Source organism: Terrabacter sp. GCM10028922 (genome assembly GCF_042666095.1).
Taxonomy (GTDB): Bacteria; Actinomycetota; Actinomycetes; order Actinomycetales; family Dermatophilaceae; genus Terrabacter.
In genome coordinates this window covers 272,335-290,645 of record NZ_JBHTFG010000009.1, presented here as the reverse complement: position 1 = coordinate 290,645, position 18,311 = coordinate 272,335, and the positions used below count along the sequence as shown (strand labels likewise).

15 protein-coding genes are annotated in these 18,311 nt (G+C 70.2%); all 15 read right to left on the bottom strand.

What is annotated here, in order from left to right; all coding sequences use genetic code 11:
• Positions 1-20: 20 nt before the first annotated feature.
• Positions 21-1,202 (bottom strand): alanine racemase, encoded by a 1,182-nt coding sequence (locus ACFQU3_RS10190; protein WP_385909308.1) that lies wholly within the window; start codon positions 1,200-1,202, stop codon positions 21-23.
• A gap of 267 nt (positions 1,203-1,469) precedes the next feature.
• Positions 1,470-2,489, bottom strand: a complete 1,020-nt coding sequence (locus ACFQU3_RS10185) for a polyprenyl synthetase family protein (protein WP_385909306.1) — start codon at positions 2,487-2,489, stop codon at positions 1,470-1,472.
• Positions 2,490-2,523: 34 nt separating this feature from the next.
• Positions 2,524-4,137 carry an NADH-quinone oxidoreductase subunit NuoN gene (gene nuoN / locus ACFQU3_RS10180; RefSeq protein ID WP_385909304.1) on the bottom strand — a complete coding sequence of 538 codons (1,614 nt, stop codon included), beginning with the start codon at positions 4,135-4,137 and terminating at the stop codon, positions 2,524-2,526.
• Complete coding sequence (locus ACFQU3_RS10175; protein ID WP_385909523.1) at positions 4,134-5,735, bottom strand: NADH-quinone oxidoreductase subunit M; 1,602 nt, start codon at positions 5,733-5,735, stop codon at positions 4,134-4,136. The genes nuoN and ACFQU3_RS10175 overlap by 4 nt, the downstream gene beginning before the upstream one ends.
• Positions 5,736-5,743: 8 nt before the next feature.
• Positions 5,744-7,738, bottom strand: coding sequence for an NADH-quinone oxidoreductase subunit L (gene nuoL / locus ACFQU3_RS10170; RefSeq protein WP_385909302.1), 1,995 nt, complete (start codon positions 7,736-7,738; stop codon positions 5,744-5,746).
• A 15-nt stretch (positions 7,739-7,753) separates the two neighbouring features.
• Positions 7,754-8,044 (bottom strand): NADH-quinone oxidoreductase subunit NuoK, encoded by a 291-nt coding sequence (gene nuoK / locus ACFQU3_RS10165; protein WP_385909521.1) that lies wholly within the window; start codon positions 8,042-8,044, stop codon positions 7,754-7,756.
• A 5-nt stretch (positions 8,045-8,049) separates the two neighbouring features.
• Positions 8,050-8,835 carry an NADH-quinone oxidoreductase subunit J gene (locus ACFQU3_RS10160; RefSeq protein WP_385909300.1) on the bottom strand — a complete coding sequence of 262 codons (786 nt, stop codon included), beginning with the start codon at positions 8,833-8,835 and terminating at the stop codon, positions 8,050-8,052.
• A complete protein-coding gene (nuoI, locus tag ACFQU3_RS10155; protein WP_385909299.1) occupies positions 8,832-9,638 on the bottom strand; it encodes an NADH-quinone oxidoreductase subunit NuoI in 807 nt (268 codons plus the stop codon). The genes ACFQU3_RS10160 and nuoI overlap by 4 nt, the downstream gene beginning before the upstream one ends.
• A complete protein-coding gene (gene nuoH, locus ACFQU3_RS10150; protein ID WP_385909297.1) occupies positions 9,631-11,043 on the bottom strand; it encodes an NADH-quinone oxidoreductase subunit NuoH in 1,413 nt (470 codons plus the stop codon). The genes nuoI and nuoH overlap by 8 nt, the downstream gene beginning before the upstream one ends.
• Positions 11,040-13,496 (bottom strand): NADH-quinone oxidoreductase subunit G, encoded by a 2,457-nt coding sequence (locus ACFQU3_RS10145; RefSeq protein WP_385909295.1) that lies wholly within the window; start codon positions 13,494-13,496, stop codon positions 11,040-11,042. The genes nuoH and ACFQU3_RS10145 overlap by 4 nt, the downstream gene beginning before the upstream one ends.
• The gene (gene nuoF / locus ACFQU3_RS10140; RefSeq protein ID WP_385909293.1) at positions 13,493-14,836 is read right to left on the bottom strand and encodes an NADH-quinone oxidoreductase subunit NuoF; all 1,344 of its coding nucleotides are present in this window, start codon (positions 14,834-14,836) and stop codon (positions 13,493-13,495) included. Before nuoF ends, ACFQU3_RS10145 begins: the two co-directional genes overlap by 4 nt.
• Positions 14,833-15,585: an NADH-quinone oxidoreductase subunit NuoE gene (nuoE, locus tag ACFQU3_RS10135; RefSeq protein ID WP_385909291.1), complete on the bottom strand. Its 753-nt coding sequence runs from the start codon at positions 15,583-15,585 to the stop codon at positions 14,833-14,835. Before nuoE ends, nuoF begins: the two co-directional genes overlap by 4 nt.
• Positions 15,582-16,970, bottom strand: a complete 1,389-nt coding sequence (locus tag ACFQU3_RS10130) for an NADH-quinone oxidoreductase subunit D (RefSeq protein ID WP_385909289.1) — start codon at positions 16,968-16,970, stop codon at positions 15,582-15,584. Before ACFQU3_RS10130 ends, nuoE begins: the two co-directional genes overlap by 4 nt.
• Positions 16,970-17,755, bottom strand: coding sequence for an NADH-quinone oxidoreductase subunit C (locus ACFQU3_RS10125; RefSeq protein ID WP_385909287.1), 786 nt, complete (start codon positions 17,753-17,755; stop codon positions 16,970-16,972). The genes ACFQU3_RS10130 and ACFQU3_RS10125 overlap by 1 nt, the downstream gene beginning before the upstream one ends.
• Entirely contained in the window at positions 17,752-18,306 is a 555-nt protein-coding gene (locus ACFQU3_RS10120) for a NuoB/complex I 20 kDa subunit family protein (RefSeq protein ID WP_385909285.1), read from the bottom strand. The genes ACFQU3_RS10125 and ACFQU3_RS10120 overlap by 4 nt, the downstream gene beginning before the upstream one ends.
• Positions 18,307-18,311: the final 5 nt, after the last annotated feature.

The following is an 18,311-nucleotide window of genomic DNA, read 5'->3' as shown; positions in this document are numbered from 1 at the left end:
CTGCCACGCCATTGACGCGATCAGCCAAAACACTGCCCTTCCCCACGATAGGTCGCGGCCACCCCGATGACCCGGTCGCCCCCGACCGCACTGACCAGCGCAAACTGCGTGAAGCGCTCAGCCAGCTCCCCTGCCTTGGCGTGCCGGAACCATACCCGATCTCCCAGTGAGAGCCGGTCGGCGCCGGGGCCTGTGAGCGGTGTCTGCACCTCTCCGGCCCCCTCCCGGCGGATGAGCCCGAGGTCGTGCTCGGGCAGCGGGCTCGGCACGCGCGACCACCCGGGCGGGCCGGATGCCACGTAGCCGCCGCCGTATGCCGTCACCATCCCCTCGCCGGGCCGGCGCACGACCGGGGCGGCGAAGTAGGCGGCCGGTTGCAGCGTCAGGTCGTTGTAGCCGTCGAAGAGGGTCGGGGCGAACAGACCCGAACCGGCGGCGAGCTCGGTGAGGGACGGGTCGAGGTGCGTGACGTGCAGACTGCCGGTGCCGCCGCCGTTGACCAGCTCGAGATCGGCGAGGGCGCGGGACGCTGACACGACGTCGCCGCGACGGCTGCGCAGCTCCTTGGCCGAGAAGGCCTTCATCCGGCGCACGGCTGGCGAGGAGTCGGGCAGTCCGGCGATCTGCGCGTCGTAGAACATCAGGCCCGAGACGACGAGGCCACGCTCCTGCGCGCGGCGGATGACGGCCTCGACCTCAGCGGGGGTGCGCACGGGCGAGCGACGCACCCCCATGTGTGCCGGGCCGACCCGCAGCGACGCGTCGACGTCGACCGCGACGCGCAGGCCCTCATGTCCCGGCACCTCGCGGGCGAGGAAGTCGACGTGCTCGACGCTGTCGATCATGATCATGATGGCGCGCCTCAGGGCCGGGTCGCAGGCCACCTCGCTCAGGGCCGGGACGTCGACGCTGGGGTAGGCGACGAGCAGGTCCTCGTGTCCTTCGCGCGCCCACCACAGCGCCTCGCGTACGGCGTAGCACATGAGGCCCTCGAAGCCGTCGCGGCCGAGCGCGCGCTCGATGAGCGGGCGGCTGCGCAGCGACTTCGTCGCGATCCGGATCGGCACGCCGCCGGCGAGGGAGACGAGCGTGGCGGCATTCGCGTCGAAGGCGTCGAGGTCGACGACGGCGAGAGGACCGGGCAGGTCGGCGGTCGCCGCCGAGAGGCGCGCCGCGACGGGCGGCGACAGGCGGCGATGCATGCCCAGCACCTTACTGCCCGCCCTCACCGCCCCACTCCCCCCAAGTCGAGTGGGCACTTTGCACCGGCGCCACCCGGGTGAAACTGCCCACTCGACTGGGTGGTGGGCCAAGTCGAGTGGGCACTTTGCACCGGCACCACCCGGGTGAAACTGCCCACTCGACTGAGTGGTGGGCAAAGTCGAGTGGGCACTTTGCACCGGCGCCACCCGGGTGAAACTGCCCACTCGACTGAGTGGTGGGGGTGGGTGGATGAGCCGCGGGGTGGGTCAGCCGACGCGGGTGACGACACTCATCGCGAGGGCCTGCAGGGCCGTCTTCGCATCGCTGTGGGGCAGCGGGTCGAGCAGGGCCTGCGCCTCGCGGGCGACGGCATACGTCTCCTCGCGGGCCTGCTCAAGCGCCGGGTGAGCGCGGAGCAGCGCGATCGCCTCGGCCAGGGCGACGTCGTCAGCCGACAGGTCGCGCTCGAGCAGCTCGAGCAGGCGGGCGTCCGCGGGAACGCCGGGGTCGGCTGACCCCCGGAAGCGCAGCACGGCCAGCGTGTCGACGCCCTCTCGCAGGTCGGTGCCGGGGAGCTTGCCGCTGTCGTCGGCGTCGGACGCGATGTCGATGAGGTCGTCGGCGAGCTGGAAGGCCACCCCGACCTTCTCGCCGTAGGCCCGCATGATCTCGACCGTCTCGGGCGTGCCGCCACTGAACATGACGCCGTAGCGCCCCGCCGTCGCGATGAGCACGCCCGTCTTGTCGGCGAGGACGCCGAGGTAGTAGTCGACCGGGTCGACCCCTTCGGGGCACGGCCGGTCGTCACGGATCTGCCCGGAGCACAGGCGCACGAACGTCTGCGCCTGGATGAGGACCGCCTCGGCACCGAGGCCCGCGACGAGCTCGGAGGCCTTGCCGAACAGCAGGTCTCCGACGAGGATCGCCGTCGAGTTGTCGTAGGCCGCGTTGACCGAGGAGACGCCGCGGCGCACCGTCGCCTCGTCCATGACGTCGTCGTGGTAGAGCGAGGCGAGATGGGTCAGCTCGACCCCGGCCGCCGCCGCCACGACCTCGTCGGAGACACCGTCGCCGAGCTCGGCCGCGAGCAGCGTGAGCATCGGCCGGAACCGCTTGCCGCCGGCCTCGACGAGGTGCCCCGAGGCGCGCGCGATGAACGGGTCCTCGTGGTCGACGACCTCGGCGAGGAGTGCGTCGACCCGGGCGAGCCCGTCGCGCAGGCGCGCCGACAGGTCCGCAGTGGCGCCGGGGATCCCGAGCACCGGGGGGGTGGCGTGCGTCGTCATCGAACCTCGTGATGGTGCAGCGGCGAGCCGGCCGTCATCGGACGAACTGCGAGGCGCGGTCGGCCAGGTCGAGCAGGGCCGACGGCAGGACACCGAGGGCGAGCGTCACGAGCGTGCCGATGGCGATCGAGAACGTCGTCGACACCGACGGCGTGACGACCTCGACGCCGTCGTCGGGAGCCTCGCTGAAGAACATCAGCACGATGACCCGCGCGTAGACGAAGACCGTGATCGCGCTGCACACGACACCGACCACCGCGAGCACCGTGCCCGTCGCGCCACCCGTGCCGACAGCCGCCGAGAAGACGGCGAACTTCGAGACGAAGCCGGACGTCAGCGGGATGCCGGCGAAGGCGAGCATGAGGAAGGCGAACGCGCCGGCGACGACCGGGTAGCGCCTGCCGAGACCCGCCCACTGCGACAGGTGCGTCGCCTCGGCGCCGTTCTGGCGTACGAGGGCGATGATGGCGAACGCGGCGATGGTCGCGAAGCCGTAGGCCACGAGGTAGAAGAGCACGGCGCCGACGGCCTTGCGGTCGAACGCGAGAACGCCGACGAGGATGAAGCCCGCGTGCGCGATCGAGGAGTACGCGAGCAGCCGCTTCATGTCGGTCTGCGTCACCGACAGGACCGCGCCGACGACCATCGTCAGCAGCGCGACGATGACGAGCGCGTTGGTCCACTCCCAGCGGCCCGTGTCGAGACCGACGTACGCCAGGCGCAGGATCGCGCCGAACGCTGCGGCCTTCGTGCACGCCGCCATGAAGCCCGTGACCGGGGTCGGGGCGCCCTGGTAGACGTCAGGCGTCCAGGCGTGGAACGGCACCGCGCCGACCTTGAAGAGCAGCCCGACGAAGACGAGGAACGCACCCGGCAGGAGCAGGCCGTTCATCGCGAGCGGACCGCTCGCGATGGCCTTGCTCAGGTCGCCGAAGTACACCGAGCCGGCGTAGCCGTAGAGCAGGGCCGTGCCGAAGAGGAAGAAGGCCGAGCTGAAGGCGCCGAGCAGGAAGTACTTGAGCGAGGCCTCCTGCGAGAGCAGGCGCCGGCGACGGGCCAGGCCGCAGAGGATGTAGAGCGGCAGCGAGAGCACCTCGAGCGCCACGAACATGCCGATGAGGTCGTTCGTCGTCGGGAAGAGCATCATGCCGAAGATCGCGAACATCGTGAGCGGGAAGACCTCGGAGGTCAGCGCACCCGCCCGGGCGGCCGCCGTCTCGGTCGGCGAGCCCGGCGTCGAGGCACCGCTCGGCGTGAACGCGTCGGGACCCACACCACCGAACCGCTCGGCCATGGTCAGGACACCGAGCACGCCCATGAGCACGATCGTGCCCTGCATGAACAGCGCCGGTCCGTCGATGGCCAGGGCGAACAGCTGCCGGTTGGTCGCGCCGTCGGTCAGGCCCATCGTGACGCCTTGGTGCTTGGCCGCGAGGATGAGCGAGGCGGCTGCCGCGAGCAGACCCACGACGGCGAGGCCGACCTGGATGGCGTGGCGCCTCTCGCGCGCGACGAAGGCCTCGACGAGGACGCCGATGAGCGCCGTGCCGAAGACGATGAGCAACGGCAGGATCGCGAGGTAGTCGACGTTCGACTGCTGGAACGCTGCGGGAAGAGCGGGCAGCGCCAGCGGAGCGACGGCGGTCACTTCGAGCTCCCTTCGGCCACGGTGCCGGCCGGGTTGAGGTTCGGAATGGCGTCCTGGACGAACGACAGGGTCTTGTCGACGGCCGGGTTGATGACGTCGAGGGCGAGGTTCGGCACGAAGCCGAGCACGAGGAACGCGGCCAGGAGCGGCGCGGCCACGAGCTTCTCGCGGGTCGTCAGGTCACGCACGACGGTGAGGCCGCGCCTGCCCGGCTCGTCGAGCCGGTCGTGCTCACGGGCACCCACGAGGCCCTCGGGCTTCGGGCCCGTCATGACCTTCTTGTACATGAGCAGGATGTAGAGCGCCGCGAGGATGATGCCGGACGTCGCGATGACGGCGGCCACCGGCTGCGTCGAGAAGCTGCCGACGAGCACGAGGAACTCCGAGACGAAGCTCGCCAGGCCGGGCAGGGCCAGACCCGAAAGGCCTGCGACGAGGAAGATGCCGGCGAGAGCGGGCGTGATGCGCTGCCAGCCGCCGAAGTCGGGGATGCGCTTGCTGCCGCGACGGCGCACGAGCATGGCCGCGAAGAGGAAGAGCGCCGCCGTGGAGAACCCGTGGTTGACCATGTAGAGGCTCGAGCCCGAGTGCCCGACGCTGGTGAAGGCGAAGATGCCGAGCACGATGAAACCGAAGTGGCTGACCGAGGTGTACGACACGAGGCGCATCATGTCGGTCTGGCCGATGGCGAGCAGCGCGCCGTAGATGACCGACAGCACGGCGAGGGCCACGACGAGCGGCGTCGCCCACTGGCTCGCCTCCGGGAAGAGCTGGAGGCAGAAGCGGATCATCCCGAACGTGCCGACCTTGTCGAGCACACCGACGAGGAGCGTCGCCGTGGCCGGCGTCGACTCGGTGGCGGCATCCGGCAGCCAGGTGTGGAACGGCACCATCGGCGCCTTGACCGCGAAGGCGAAGAAGAAGCCGAAGAAGAGCAGTCGCTCGGTCGTCGGGTCGAGCGAGAGGCCCGTGAGGCGGCTGATGAGGAAGCCGTCGCCGCCACCCGGGCCCTGCAGGTAGAGCGCGATGACGGCGACGAGCATGATGAGCCCACCGGCGAGCGAGAAGAGCAGGAACTTCATCGCGGCGTACTGCCTGCGCGGTCCGCCGAAGCGGCCGATGAGGAAGTAGACCGGGATGAGCATCGCCTCGAAGAAGACGTAGAAGAGGAACACGTCGGTGGCGGCGAACACGCCGACCATGAACGTCTCGAGCACGAGCAGCAGCGCGAAGTACGTCTTGGCCCGCTGGGCACCGCGCGGCCCGGCCTCCACCGGCACGTCGTGCCAGGCGGCGAGCAGGCAGACCGGCGTCAGCACGAGCGCCATGAGGATGAGCACGAGGGCGATGCCGTCGACGCCGAGGGCGTAGGAGACACCGAACTGCGGGATCCACGAGTGCTGCTCACCGAGCTGGAACTGCGCGGCCGAGGCACGGTCGAACTGCGTGGCTGCGACGATGCCGACGACGAGCGTGACGAGGGAGAACCCGAGCGCCATCCGCTTGGCGTTCTCGGCAGTGCCCGGCACGAAGGCGACGAGGAGCGCGCCGACGAGCGGGATGAGCCCGAGAATCGTCAGCCACGGGACGCTGGACATGGTCGTCATCAGGAGATCACCCACAGTGCACCGAGGATGGCGACGACACCGGCGAGCATCGTCAGGGCATAGGAGCGCGCGAAGCCGTTCTGCAGCCTGCGCAGGCGCGAGCTCGTGCCGCCGACGAGGGCGGCGAGCCCGCCGGCCGCACCGTCGACGCCCTTGCCGTCTGCGAAGACGAGCGAGCGCGTGAGGTGGATGCCGGGTCGCATGAACAGGGCCTCGTTGACCTGGTCCTGGTAGAGGTCCTGGCGCGCGGCCTGGGTCGCGAGGCTGCCCGCGGGGGCCGTGACCGGCACGTCGTCGCGCCAGTAGCGCAGCCACGCGTACGCGGCACCGCCGGCCACGAGGACGAGCGTCAGCACCATGATCACCGCGACCGGCAGGACCGGGTGCTCGTCCTCGGGGTGCGCGCCGACGACCGGCTCGAGCCACGTGGTGAACAGGCCGGTCGGGCCGATGATGAGGCCGAGGAACGCCGAGCCGGCAGCGAGCACGATCATCGGGATGGTCATGAGCTTGCCGGACTCGTGCGGGTGGACGTCGTCGGTCCAGCGCTTCTTGCCGTGGAAGGTCATGAAGAACAGGCGTGACATGTAGAAGGCCGTGATGCCGGCGCCGATGAGCGTGGCGAGGCCGAAGACCCACGGGCGCCAACCCTCGCCGATGAAGGCGGCCTCGATGATCTTGTCCTTGGACCAGAAGCCCGAGAACGGCGGGACTCCGAGGATCGCGAGCCAGCCGAGGGCGAAGGTCGCCCACGTGATCTTCATGGCGCCGGACACGCCGCCGAAGCGGCGCATGTCGACCTGGTCGTTCATGCCGTGCATGACCGAGCCGGCGCCGAGGAACATCCCGGCCTTGAAGAAGCCGTGCGTGATCAGGTGGAAGATCGCGAACGCGTAGCCGACCGGCCCGAGACCCGCGGCGAGCATCATGTAGCCGATCTGGCTCATCGTCGAGGCCGCGAGGGCCTTCTTGATGTCGTCCTTCGCGCAGCCGACGATGGCACCGAAGAGCAGCGTGACCGCGCCGACGATGACGACGACGAGCTGCGCGGTCGGGGCTGCCTCGAAGATCGGCGCCGACCGCACGACGAGGTAGACGCCCGCGGTGACCATGGTTGCCGCGTGGATGAGGGCCGAGACCGGTGTCGGGCCGGCCATGGCGTCGCCGAGCCAGCTCTGGAGCGGGAACTGCGCCGACTTGCCGCACGCGCCGAGCAGGAGCATGAGGCCGATGGCCGTCATGAAGCCCTGGTTGGCGTTGGTGCCCGCCTCGCCCAGGACGGTCGCGAAGTCGACGGCGCCGAAGTGGAAGAACATCACGATGATCGCGATCGACAGTCCGAAGTCACCGACTCGGTTGGCGACGAAGGCCTTGTTGGCCGCGGTCGCGTAGGCCGGGTTGTAGTTCCAGAACCCGATGAGCAGGTAGCTCGCGAGGCCGACGCCCTCCCAGCCGACATAGAGCAGCAGGTAGGAGTTGGCCAGGACGAGCAGCAGCATCGCCGCGACGAAGAGGTTGAGGTAGGCGAAGAAGCGCCGCTTGTCGACGTCGTGCTCCATGTACCCGATGGAGTACACGTGGATGAGCGAGCCGACGAAGGTGATGAGCAGGACGAAGGTCATCGACAGCTGGTCGACGAGCAGGCCTGCGCTCACCTTGAACGAGCCGGCGGCGACCCAGTCGAAGAGGTCGATGCCGACCGCGCGGTCCTCGGCGCCACGACCGAGCATCGCGAGGAAGACGAGCGCGCCGACGACGAAGGCCCCCCAGGAGAGGGCCGTGGCGAGCACGGGCCCGACCTTGTCGGTGCGGCGGCCGCCGAGGAGCAGCACCGCGGCACCGAGCAGGGGCAGCGCGACGAGCAGCCAGGCGTATGCCGTCACGCCGGTGGCGGCGTGCGCCTCACCTTCGTGACCGGCGAGCCCGGTGGCATACGTGCTCAGGGTGCTCAGCGTGCTCGGTGAGCTCGCGAGCGTCTGGACGAGAGTTCCCATTCTGGCCGGCGCTCCTTACAGCTTCAGCAGGTTGGCGTCGTCGACCGAGGCCGACCGGCGGGCACGGAAGATCGCCATGATGATGGCGAGGCCCACGACGACCTCCGCGGCGGCGACGACCATGACGAACAGGGCCATGACCTGGCCCTCGAGGGAGCCGTGCATCCGGGAGAAGGTGACAAGGGCGAGGTTCGTCGCGTTGAGCATGAGCTCGACGCCCATGAAGACGATGATCGCGTTGCGTCGCGTCAGCACGGCGGCCGCGCCGATCGCGAAGAGCAGCACCGCGAGGTAGACGTAGTGCATCGGGCTCACTTGCGACCCTCCTCGATCTCGCGCTCCATGTGGCGCTCGACGTCCTTGAAGCCGTCGGCGGTCGCGACCTGGTCGCGCGCGACGAGGACGCGCGAGACGGACAGGTCGCTGGGCGTTCCGTCGGGCAGCAGCGCCGGGGTGTCGACCGCGTTGTGGCGGGCGTAGACGCCGGGCACGGGCAGGCCCGCGACGTGGGTGTTGTCGCGGACGCGCTTGGCGGCCCACTCGGCCTGCGTGATGCGAGGCGTGAGGCGCTCGCGGTGGGCCAGGACCATGGCGCCGAGGGCGGCCGTGATGAGCAGGGCGGAGGTGATCTCGAAGACCCAGACGTACTGGCCGAAGATCAGCTCGGCGACCCCGGTGACGTTGCCGGTCTCGGCGTTCGTCGAGACGAGCTTGTCCATGCCCGCCTGGACGGTCGGCTCGTCGACGGTGGCGGCACCGATCGAGAAGAAGAGCACTCCGGCGAGGCCGATGACGAGCAGGAACGAGGCCCACCGGTGCCCCTTGAGCGTCTCGACGATCGAGTCGGACGAGTCGACGCCGACGAGCATGAGGACGAAGAGGAAGAGCATCATCACGGCGCCCGTGTAGACGAAGATCTGCACGATGCCGAGGAAGTCGGCCTTCTGCATGATGTAGAAGACGCCGAGGATGCACATGACGAGCGCCATGCCCAGTGCGGCATGCACGGCCTTCCTGGCGAAGAGCAGGCCCAGCGCGGCGATGACCGCGAGCGGGGCGAGCAGCCAGAAGCCGACGGCTTCGGCGGTGGAGGTCACGGGTTGGCCCCTTCCCGGGTGTCGGCGGAGGTCGGGTGGGCGGCGTGCACGACGTCGTGCTGGCCGGGGACCGAGGCCCCGACGTTGCCGGGCGCCTCGGCGAAGTCGCTCGCGTCGTCGTCGGTGCCGGCGTCGTGGGCGTCGACGTAGGCCCGCTGCCCGTCGGTCGGGCCGCTGACCTTGCCCAGGTAGTAGTCGCGCTCCTCCATGCCGTCCGCCATCGGGAACGGCGGCGGGAGCATGCCGCCCTGGAGCGGCGCGAGCAGCTGGTCCTTGGTGAAGATCAGCTTGCCGCGGTCGTTGTCGGCGAGCTCGTAGAAGTTCGTCATGGTCAGGGCGCGCGTCGGGCAGGCCTCGATGCACAGGCCGCAGAAGATGCAGCGCAGGTAGTTGATCTGGTAGACGCGGCCGTAGCGCTCGCCGGGGCTGAAGCGTCCGGCACCACCGGGGGTGTCGTCGTTGTCGGCCCCCTCGACGAGGATCGCGTCGGCCGGGCAGGCCCACGCGCACAGCTCGCAGCCGACGCACTTCTCGAGTCCGTCCGGGTGACGGTTGAGCTGGTGGCGGCCGTGGAAGCGCGGAGCGGTCGGGCGCGGCTTCTCGGGGTACTCCTCGGTGGCGACCTTGCGGAACATCGTTGAGAACGACACCCCGAAGCCGGCGACGGGCGCGAACAGCTCCGAGAGGAAGCCCTTCTCACGCTCCGAGCCCGAGCGCTGCTGGCGCGGCGAGCCCACCTGGGCCCCGTTCGGGCCCGACGAGCCCTGGGGTGTGACGTCCTTGCCGACGGTGTCGTCAGCCATGGTCCTCCTCCTTGACGGCGGTCGAGGTGCTCGAGGTGCCGGCGGGCGTGAGCACCGGCTCGCGCGCGGCGCCGAGGCGTGGCCCCGGCTCGACAAGGCGCTGGCCCGGCAGCGGCGGCACGGGGTAGCCGTCCTCGAACGGGTCGATCTCCTCCGGTGGCGCCTCGTCCTCGGCAGCGGCCTTCGCGGCTCGCTTGTCGTCCCAGATCCAGGCCGCGGCGAGCGCCATGACGGCGACGACGCTGACGATGACGACGGTCGCCACCGAGAGCTCGCGTCCGGCGATCGTCAGCTTGCTGTCACCGAGGAAGCCGAGCTGCGCTCCACGGATGAAGGCGACGGCGACGACCCACGCGAGGGTGATCGGGATGAGGAACTTCCAGCCGAAGCGCATGAACTGGTCGTAGCGCACGCGCGGCAGCGAGCCGCGCAGCCAGACGAACACGAACATGAAGAGCCACAGCTTGAGGGTGAACCAGAGCAGTCCCCACCAGCCCCCGCCGAACATGTTGTCGTTGATCGCCGAGATGAACGGGGGCGCCTGCCAGCCGCCGAGGAACAGCGTCGTGGCGAGGGCCGAGACGGTGAACATGTTGACGTACTCGCCGAGGAAGAACATCGCGAAGCGCATCGAGGAGTACTCGGTGTGGAAGCCACCGGTCAGCTCACCCTCGCCCTCGGCGAGGTCGAACGGCAGGCGGTTGGTCTCGCCGACCATCGTGATGACGTAGACGGCGAAGGAGAAGAACGCCGGGAGGATGTACCAGAGCGAGCTCTGGGCCGCCACGATCGACGACGTCGACATCGAGCCGCTGTAGAGGAAGATCGCGACGAGCGACAGACCCATGGCGATCTCGTAGCTGATGACCTGGGCCGTCGAGCGCAGGCCACCGAGCAGCGGGTAGGTCGAGCCGGAGCTCCAGCCCGCGAGGATGATGCCGTAGACGCCGACCGACGCCACGGCGAGCACGAGCAGCACCGCGACGGGGACGTCGGTGACCTGCAGCGGCGTCTCGTGGCCGAACATCGAGACCGTGCCGCCGAGCGGGATGATGGCGAACGACACGAAGGCCATCGTCGCGGCGATGAGCGGCGCGAGCGTGTAGATGAGCTTCTCGGCGTTGGCCGGCGTGATGTCTTCCTTGAGCATCGACTTCATGCCGTCGGCGAGGGTCTGGAGCAGGCCGAACGGGCCGTTGCGGTTGGGGCCGGGGCGCTGCTGCATGCGACCGATGACGCGGCGCTCGAACCAGATGACGAGAAGCGTCGACAGCAGCAGGTAGACGAAGATGCCGACGGCCTTGATCAGGGCGACCCACCAGGGGGTGTCGCTGAAGTCGGCCGAGGGGTTCTCGCTCATGGGCAGCGTCGCCGCCACCCCGTATGCGGTCAGGCCGAGGCTCATGCCGCACCACCCTTCGTGACGTGGACGCGGCCACCGGCGTCGGTGCCGAGGCCCGTGCGGACGGAGACGTCCTGGTTGGTCGAGCGCGAGTTGGTCGGGAGCCAGACGACGCCGTCGACCATGGCCTCGGTGACGGCGGCGGGCAGCGTGACGCTGCCGGCCGGTCCGGTCACCGTGACGTCGTCGCCGTCGGCGACACCGAGCGCGGCGGCCGAGGCGACCGACAGGCGCGCGACGGCCTTCGGTGCGGTGCCGGCGAGGAACGGCTCGCCGTCCTGCATGCGGCCGGCGTCGAGGAGCGTGGCCCACGTGGACAGGACGAAGTCGCCGCTGCCGGCGGGCGCAGCCGCGGCACGCTGACCGACGGGGGCGCTCGTCGCGCGGGCGCCGCCCCACGGGCCGAGGGCCTCGAACTGGGCGTGGATCTCTCGCTGGGTGCGCGTCTCGAGGAAGATGCCCATCTCGCTGGCGAGCATGTCGAGTGCGCGGTGGTCGCTGACGGCGTTGCTCGTCAGCGCCTCGTCGAAGGCGCGGACGCGGCCCTCCCAGTTGACGTAGGTGCCGGTCTTCTCGGCCTGGGCGGCGACCGGGAGCACGACGTCGGCGACGGCCGTGACGGCGGACTCGCGCAGCTCGAGGGACACGACGAAGGCGCTCTCGAGCGCCGCGAGGGCGGCCGGGTCACCGAGGTCGGCGGGGTCGACACCTCCGACGACGAGGGCGTCGATGTCGCCGGCCGCGGCTGCCGCGACGATGCCGGCCGTGTCACGGGCCGGGGTGGAGGGCAGCTGGTCGACGTCCCACGCGCGAGCCACCTCGGCCCGCGCCGAGGCGTCGGCGACGGGGCGGCCACCGGGCAGGAGCGCACCGAGCGCACCAGCCTCGAGGGCGCCGCGCTCCCCCGCTCGACGCGGCACCCACGCGAGGCGGGCGCCGGTCGTGGCGGCGAGGTCGGCAGCGGCGCGCAGGGCGCCCGGCGACGTGGCCAGGCGTTCGCCGACGAGCACGATGCCGCCGCCGGCGAGGGCCTCTCGGGCCTTCGCGCCGAGCTCGGACGAGCCGAGGTCGGCGACGGCCAGGGCCTCGTCACCGGGGACGGTCGGCAGCAGGGTGCCGCCCAGCTTGGTGAGGCCGCGCGTCGCGTGGGAGGCGACGGCATACACCTGGGTCCTGTGCTTGCGGTACGCCTTGCGCAGGCGCAGGAAGACGATGGGGCTCTCGTCCTCGGGCTCGAACCCGACGAGCAGCACGGCGGGGGCCGTCTCGAGGTCGGCGTAGGTCACGGCGCCGCCCTCGGGGCCGGTCGCGGCCACGTGCTCGGCGAGGAAGGCGACCTCCTCGGCCGAGTGCGGGCGGGCGCGGAAGTCGACGTCGTTGGTGTCGAGCGCGATGCGGGCGAACTTGCCGTAGGCGTATGCGTCCTCGGCCGACACGCGGCCACCGACGAGCACGCCGGCGGCCTTGGCACCGGAGAGTCCGGCAGCAGCCGCGGCAAGGGCCTCGGGCCAGCCGACGACCCGGAGCTCACCGTCGGCGTCGCGGACCATCGGCATCTCGACGCGGTCGGGCAGTGTGGCGTACGTGAACGCCCAGCGGCCCTTGTCGCAGTTCCACTCCTCGTTGACCGCCTCGTCCTCGGCCGCCATCCGGCGCAGCACGACGCCCCGGCGGTGGTCGGTGCGAATCGCGCAGCCGCTCGCGCAGTGCTCGCAGACCGACGGCGTCGACACGAGGTCGAACGGCCGGCTGCGGAAGCGGTACGCCGCACCCGTGAGGGCGCCGACCGGGCAGATCTGGACGGTGTTGCCGGAGAAGTAGCTCTCGAAGGGCTGCTCCTCGTAGATGCCGATCTGCTGGAGCGCACCGCGCTCGACGAGGGCGATGAACGGGTCACCGGCGACCTGGTCGGAGAACCGCGTGCAGCGGGCGCACAGCACGCAGCGCTCGCGGTCGAGCAGGACCTGCGAGGAGATGTTGACCGGCTTGGGGTAGGTGCGCTTGACGTCCTCGAAGCGCGACACCGGGCGACCGGCGCTCATCGCCTGGTTCTGCAGGGGGCACTCGCCGCCCTTGTCGCAGACCGGGCAGTCGAGCGGGTGGTTGATCAGGAGCAGCTCCATGACACCCTGCTGCGCCTTGTCGGCGACCTTCGAGGTGTTCTGGGTGTTGACGACCATGCCCTCGGAGACCGTCATCGTGCACGAGGCCTGCGGCTTCGGCATCGGCCGCACGTTGCCCTCACGGTCGGGCATCGCGACGTCGACGAGGCACTGGCGGCACGCGCCGACCGGGTCGAGCAGGGGGTGGTCGCAGAAGCGCGGGATCTCGATGCCGATCTGCTCGGCGGCGCGGATGACCAGCGTGCCCTTGGAGACGCTGACGGGCACGCCGTCGATCGTCAGGCTGACCTGGTCGGGCTTCGTCTCCGTGGGGTTGGAGGCTGTGGCGGTCATGCGGACACCATCCCGCTGGACTCCTTGGTTGTGACGCTGGGCTGGACGTCGAAGAGCACCGACCGCTCCGGCGGGAAGAGCTCGTGCGCCGGGGTGTGCATGCCGGCCTCGAACTCGTCACGGAAGTACTTCACGGCCGAGGTGATCGGGCTCGTGGCCGCGTCACCGAGAGCGCAGAAGCTGCGGCCGAGGATGTTGTCGCAGATGTCGACGAGCTTGTCGATGTCGTCCTGCGTGCCCTGGCCGTTCTCGATGCGGTTCATGATCTGGCGCAGCCACCACGTGCCCTCGCGGCACGGGGTGCACTTGCCGCAGGACTCGTGCGCGTAGAAGTCGGTCCAGCGGGCGACGGCCCGCACGACCGAGACGGTCTCGTCGAACACCTGCAGCGCGCGCGTGCCGAGCATCGAGCCGGCGGCGGCGACCGAGTCGAAGTCGAGGGGCACGTCGAGGTGCTCCTCGGTGAAGATCGGCGTCGAGGAGCCACCGGGCGTCCAGAACTTCAGCTTCTTGCCGCCGCGCATGCCGCCCGCGAGCTCGATGAGCTCGCGCATCGTGATGCCGAGCGGCGCCTCGAACTGGCCGGGGTTGGTGACGTGGCCCGAGAGGCTGAAGATGCCGAAGCCCGTGGACTTCTCGGTGCCCATGCCCTTGAACCAGTCGGCGCCCTCGAGGATGATCCCCGGCACCGACGCGATGGACTCGACGTTGTTGACCGACGTGGGGCGCGCATAGAGACCCGCGGCACCCGGGAACGGCGGCTTGAGGCGAGGCTGGCCACGGCGACCCTCGAGCGAGTCGAGCAGCGCCGTCTCCTCGCCGCAGATGTACGCGCCGGCGCCGGCGTGCACGGTGATGTCGACCGTGACGCCCTTGCCGCCGACGTTGTCTCCGAGGTAGCCCGCCGCACGGGCCTCCTCGACCGCGCGCAGCAGGCGGCGGTAGACGTGGACGACCTCGCCGCGCAGGTAGATGAACGCGTGCTCGCAGCCGATGGCATACGAGGAGATGGCCACGCCCTCGATGAGCGAGTGCGGGTTGGCCATCATGAGCGGGACGTCCTTGCACGTGCCCGGCTCGGACTCGTCGGCGTTGACGACGAGGTAGCGCGGTCCGCCGTCGGGCGGGCTCATGAACGACCACTTCATGCCGGTGGGGAACCCTGCGCCGCCGCGGCCGCGGATGCTGGAGTCCTTGACGGCGTCGATGATCGCCTGCGGCTGCATGTCGAGGGCCTTCTTCAGGGCCTTGTAGCCGTCGTGGCGCTCGTACGTCGCGAGGGTCCAGGACTGCGGGTCGTCCCAGAACTTCGTGAGGATCGGGGTCAGGGTGTCGGTCACTTCGATCCGTCCTTCCGGTCCGCGTGCGACGTGCTCGAGCCGTTGCTGCCGGGGGCGACCCAGCCGCGCTCGTTGGCGATGGTGAGGCCGAGCAGCGACGCCGGGCCGGCGCCCACGCCCTCGTCGGCGCGGCCGTCCTCGAAGCCCGCGAGCACCCGCGAGACCTCCTTGAACGTGCAGACCTTGCCGGCGCCGCGGGTCGGGGCGACGTCCTTGCCGGCGCGGAGGTCCTCGACGAGGCCGATCGTGCTCTCGGGCGTCTGGTTGTCGAAGAACTCCCAGTTGGCCATGACGACCGGCGCGTAGTCGCACGCCGCGTTGCACTCGACGCGCTCGAGGGTGATCCTGCCGTCCTCGGTCGTCTCGTCGTGGCCGATGCCCAGGTGCTCCGAGACGCGCTCGAAGATCAGGTCGCCGCCCATGATGGCGCACAGCGTGTTGGTGCAGACCCCGACGGTGTAGTCACCGTTGGGGTGGCGCTTGTACTGGGTGTAGAACGTCGCGACGCCACTGACCTCCGCCTCGGTGAGGTCGAGGACCTCGGCGCAGAAGCTGACACCGCGACCGGTGACGTAGCCGTCGACCGACTGCACGAGGTGCAGCAGCGGAAGCAGCGCCGAGCGCTTCTGCGGGTAGCGCGCGATCACCGCGGCGGCGTCGACGTGCAGCTTCTCGAGGACGTCCGCGGCATACGGCGCCTTGGACTCGGGGCTGACGTGCAGGTGCCCGGATGCGTCGTGACCGCTCAACGGTCCACACCTCCCATGACGGGGTCGATCGAGGCGACGGCGACGATGACGTCGGCGATCTGGCTGCCTTCGCACATCGCGGCCACGGCCTGCAGGTTGTTGAAGCTCGGGTCGCGGAAGTGCGCGCGGTAGGGGCGCGTGCCCCCGTCGGAGACGAGGTGGCAGCCCAGCTCGCCCTTCGGCGACTCGACGGCCTGGTAGGCCTGGCCCGGCGGGACCCGGAAGCCCTCGGTGACGAGCTTGAAGTGGTGGATCAGCGACTCCATCGAGGTGCCCATGATCTCGCGGATGTGGTCGAGGCTGTTGCCGAGGCCGTCGCCGCCGAGCGCGAGCTGCGCCGGCCACGCGATCTTCTTGTCCTCGACCATGACCGGGCCCTCGCCCACCTGGAGGCGGTCGATGCACTGCTCGACGATCTTGAGCGACTCGTACATCTCGTCGATGCGGATGCGCAGGCGGCCGTAGGCGTCCTGGCTCGTGCGCGTGATGACGTCGAAGTCGTACGTCTCGTAGCCGCAGTACGGGTCGAGCTTGCGCAGGTCGTGCGGCAGCCCGGTCGAGCGCAGCACCGGGCCCGTGATGCCGAGCGCCATGCACCCGGCGAGGTTCAGCACACCCACGTCGACGGTGCGGCCCTTGAGGACGGGGTTCTCGTTGAGCAGCGCCTCGAGCTCACCGAGACCACGGCGCACCTCGGGCACCATGTCGCGCAGCGCGTCGATGGCGCCGGGCGGCAGGTCCTGCGCGACGCCGCCGGGGCGGATGTACGCGTTGTTCATGCGCAGTCCGGTGACCATCTCGAAGATCCGCAGGACGCGCTCGCGCTCGCGGAAGGCGACGGTCATGACGGTCGTCGCACCCATCTCCATGCCACCGGTGCCGAGGCAGACGGTGTGGGAGTTGATGCGCGAGAGCTCCATCATCAGGACGCGGATGACGCTCGCCCGCTCGGGGATCTGGTCGGTGATGCCGAGCAGCCTCTCCATCGCGAGGCAGTACGCCGCCTCCTGGTACATGGACGTCAGGTAGTCCATGCGCGTGCAGAACGTGACGCCCTGCACCCAGGTGCGGTACTCCATGTTCTTCTCGATGCCGGTGTGCAGATAGCCGATGCCCGCGCGGGCCTCGGTCACCGTCTCGCCGTCGATCTCGAGGATGAGCCGGAGCACGCCGTGCGTCGACGGGTGCTGCGGACCCATGTTGACGACGATGCGCTCCTCGCCGAGCGAGGTGGCCTCGTCGACGAGGTCGTTCCAGTCGCCGCCCGCGGCGTTGAAGACGTGCGCGCCCTCGCTGGCCTGCTCGTCGGCCACGGACGTGGCGTAGACGTCGTTGGCGCCGGAGTCCGGCAGCTCGGTCTGGGTGAACTCGGTGTGCGTGCTCATCAGGTGTACGACCTCCGCTGGTCCGGCGGTGGGATGGTGGCGCCCTTGTACTCGACGGGGATGCCGCCGAGGGGGTAGTCCTTGCGCTGCGGGTGGCCCGGCCAGTCGTCGGGCATGAGGATGCGGGTCAGGGCGGGGTGCCCGTCGAACTCGATGCCGAACATGTCCCACGTCTCGCGCTCGTGCCAGTCGTTGGCCGGGTAGACCGAGACGACGGACGGGATGTGCCGGTCGTCGTCGGGGCACGACACCTCGAGGCGGACGCGACGGCCACCGTGCGTGATCGACAGCAGGTGGTAGACGGCGTGGAGCTCCTCGCCGACCCGGTCGGGGTAGTGGACACCCGAGACACCGGTGCACACCTCGAAGCGCAGCGACGGGTCGTCGCGCAGCACGCGCACGACGGCGAGCAGGTGCTCGCGGCGCACGTGGATGGTCATCTCGCCCCGGTCGACGACGACGGTCGAGACGGCCTCCGCGTAGGAGGCGGTCCCACCGACGAGGCCGCGCTCGAGGTTGTCGGCGATCTCGTCGAAGTAGCTGCCGTAGGGTCGCTCGGCCGCGCCCGCGACGAGGATGGGGCGCACGAGCCCGCTGTAGCCCGTGGTGTCGCCGCCCTGCGTCGCTCCGAACATGCCGCGCCGGACCCCGACCACGACGGGCTCGGAGGCCGCGACCGCGCGCTGGCGGATCTCGATCTCGTGCGGGGTCAGGCCGGAGCTCTGGTCCTTGGTCGTGTCGGCGTTCACGGCGCCCGGGTCGTCCTTCTTCTCGCCGTCGCTCATGCGAGCAGGCCCTTCATCTGGTGGGTCGGCGTCGCGGACAGCGCAGCGACCTCGGCGGCCTTGGCGGCGGCCTCGCGGTTGACGCCGAGGGGCGAGGTCTCGATCTGGTGGTGCAGCTCGATGATCGCGTTGAGCAGCATCTGCGGCCGCGGCGGGCAGCCCGGCAGGTAGATGTCGACCGGGATGATGTGGTCGACGCCCTGCACGATCGCGTAGTTGTTGAACATGCCGCCCGAGCTCGCACAGACGCCCATCGAGATGACCCACTTGGGGTTCGGCATCTGGTCGTAGACCTGGCGCACGACGGGGGCCATCTTCTGGCTGACCCGACCCGCGACGATCATGAGGTCGGCCTGCCGCGGCGTCGCCGAGAAGCGCTCCATGCCGAAGCGGGCGATGTCGTAGTCGGGCGTGCCGACGGCCATCATCTCGATCGCGCAGCAGGCGAGGCCGAACGTCGCCGGCCAGATCGAGGCCTTGCGCATGTAGCCGGCGAGACCCTCGACGGTCGAGAGCAGGAACCCGGCTGGGAGCTTCTCTTCGAGACCCATTGCTT

Coding starts and splice junctions, on each gene's coding strand:
- ACFQU3_RS10190 (WP_385909308.1), bottom strand. CDS start 1,202: ATGCATCGCCGCCTGTCGCCGCCCGTCGCGGCGCGCCTCTCGGCGGCG.
- ACFQU3_RS10185 (WP_385909306.1), bottom strand. CDS start 2,489: ATGACGACGCACGCCACCCCCCCGGTGCTCGGGATCCCCGGCGCCACT.
- ACFQU3_RS10175 (WP_385909523.1), bottom strand. CDS start 5,735: ATGTCCAGCGTCCCGTGGCTGACGATTCTCGGGCTCATCCCGCTCGTC.
- nuoL (WP_385909302.1), bottom strand. CDS start 7,738: ATGGGAACTCTCGTCCAGACGCTCGCGAGCTCACCGAGCACGCTGAGC.
- nuoK (WP_385909521.1), bottom strand. CDS start 8,044: ATGCACTACGTCTACCTCGCGGTGCTGCTCTTCGCGATCGGCGCGGCC.
- nuoI (WP_385909299.1), bottom strand. CDS start 9,638: ATGGCTGACGACACCGTCGGCAAGGACGTCACACCCCAGGGCTCGTCG.
- nuoH (WP_385909297.1), bottom strand. CDS start 11,043: ATGAGCCTCGGCCTGACCGCATACGGGGTGGCGGCGACGCTGCCCATG.
- ACFQU3_RS10145 (WP_385909295.1), bottom strand. CDS start 13,496: ATGACCGCCACAGCCTCCAACCCCACGGAGACGAAGCCCGACCAGGTC.
- ACFQU3_RS10130 (WP_385909289.1), bottom strand. CDS start 16,970: ATGAGCACGCACACCGAGTTCACCCAGACCGAGCTGCCGGACTCCGGC.
- ACFQU3_RS10125 (WP_385909287.1), bottom strand. CDS start 17,755: ATGAGCGACGGCGAGAAGAAGGACGACCCGGGCGCCGTGAACGCCGAC.
- ACFQU3_RS10120 (WP_385909285.1), bottom strand. CDS start 18,306: ATGGGTCTCGAAGAGAAGCTCCCAGCCGGGTTCCTGCTCTCGACCGTC.